We start from the raw sequence: 1,615 nt of genomic DNA, 5'->3' as shown, positions 1-1,615 counted from the left end.
CCAAGACCTTCGACGAGGCGGTGGAGAAGATCGTCGTGTTCCGCGGCGAACTCACCCTGCACATCCGCCGCGAGCACCTGGTGCTGGTCGCGAAGACATTGCGCGACAACGAAGCCCTGCGCTTCGAGTTGTGCCTGGGCGCCAGCGGCGCGCACTACCCGGAGGACACCGGGCGCGAGCTGCACGCGCTCTACCACCTGAATTCGATCACCCACAACCGCCGCCTGCGGCTGGAAGTCTCGGTGCCGGATGACGATCCGCACCTGCCCTCGCTGTACTCGGTCTACCCGACGGTGGACTGGCACGAGCGGGAGACCTATGACTTCTTCGGCATCCTCTTCGACGGTCACCCGTCGCTGACCCGGATCGCCATGCCCGACGACTGGCGTGGCCACCCGCAGCGCAAGGACTATCCGCTCGGCGGAATCCCGGTCGAATACAAGGGCGCGCGCATCCCGCCGCCCGACGAGCGGAGGACTTACTCCTAATGAACGACATCGACACCAAGTCCCGTCGTGACCCCCGGGAACGGCCCGAACGCTCGGTCACCGTGGTGGGAAACGACTGGGACGAGATCTCCGCGACCCTGGACGGCATCGCCGAGGAACGCATCGTCGTGAACATGGGCCCACAGCACCCCTCCACGCACGGGGTGCTGCGCCTCATTCTCGAGATCGAGGGTGAGACCGTCACCGAGGCGCGCTGCGGCATCGGCTATCTGCACACCGGCATCGAGAAGAATCTCGAGTACCGCAGCTGGGTGCAGGGCACCACCTTCGTCACCCGCATGGATTACCTGTCGCCGTTCTTCAACGAGACGGCGTACTGCCTGGCGGTGGAGAAGCTGCTCGACATCACCGATCAGATCCCCGAGCGCGTCAACGTCATTCGCGTGATGCTCATGGAGCTGAACCGCATCTCCTCGCATCTGGTGGCGCTGGCCACCGGCGGCATGGAGCTGGGCGCGCTGACCCCGATGCTGTTCGGTTTCCGCGAACGCGAACTCATCCTCGACGTGTTCGAGACCATCACCGGTCTGCGCATGAACCACGCCTACATCCGCCCGGGCGGCTTGGCCCAGGATCTCCCGGACGACGGCGTGCAGAAGGTCCGCGAGCTGCTGGACCTGCTGCCGAGCCGCCTGCGGGACATGGAGATGCTGCTCAACGAGAACCCCATCTGGAAGGCCCGCACCCGCAATGTCGGCTACCTGGATCTGACGGGCTGCATGGCGCTCGGCATCACCGGTCCGATGCTGCGTTCCACGGGTCTGCCGCACGATCTACGCAAGTCCCAGCCGTACTGCGGCTACGAGAACTACGAGTTCGAGGTGCAGACCGACACCGGCTGCGACTGCTACGGCCGCTACGTGATTCGCGTCAACGAGATGAAGGAATCGGTCAAGATCGTCGAGCAGTGCCTCGACAAGCTGCGGCCGGGCCCGGTCATGGTGGAGGACAAGAAGATCGCCTGGCCCGCCGACCTGGAGCTCGGGCCGGACGGTCTGGGCAACTCCCCCAAGTACATCGGCAAGATCATGGGCTCCTCCATGGAATCGCTCATCCACCACTTCAAGCTGGTGACCGAGGGTCTGCGGGTCCCGCCGGGCCAGGTG

The 1,615-nt window shown here is 65.1% G+C and carries 2 protein-coding genes; both read left to right on the top strand.

Features of this window, described 5'->3' with window-relative positions; genetic code table 11:
• Nucleotides 1-488, top strand: a 488-nt coding sequence (locus ACIRS4_RS36565) for an NADH-quinone oxidoreductase subunit C (RefSeq protein ID WP_404204327.1), incomplete at its 5' end; no start/stop codon positions are given.
• On the top strand, nucleotides 488-1,615 hold a 1,128-nt coding region (gene nuoD / locus ACIRS4_RS36560), incomplete at its 3' end, for an NADH dehydrogenase (quinone) subunit D (RefSeq protein ID WP_404204325.1). The genes ACIRS4_RS36565 and nuoD, both read left to right, overlap by 1 nt.

Source organism: Streptomyces sp. NPDC101166 (assembly GCF_044768125.1).
In the GTDB taxonomy this organism is placed as follows: domain Bacteria; phylum Actinomycetota; class Actinomycetes; order Streptomycetales; family Streptomycetaceae; genus Streptomyces.
Note: the sequence above shows the minus strand (reverse complement) of the source record. Positions and strands in the feature narration are given on the sequence as shown.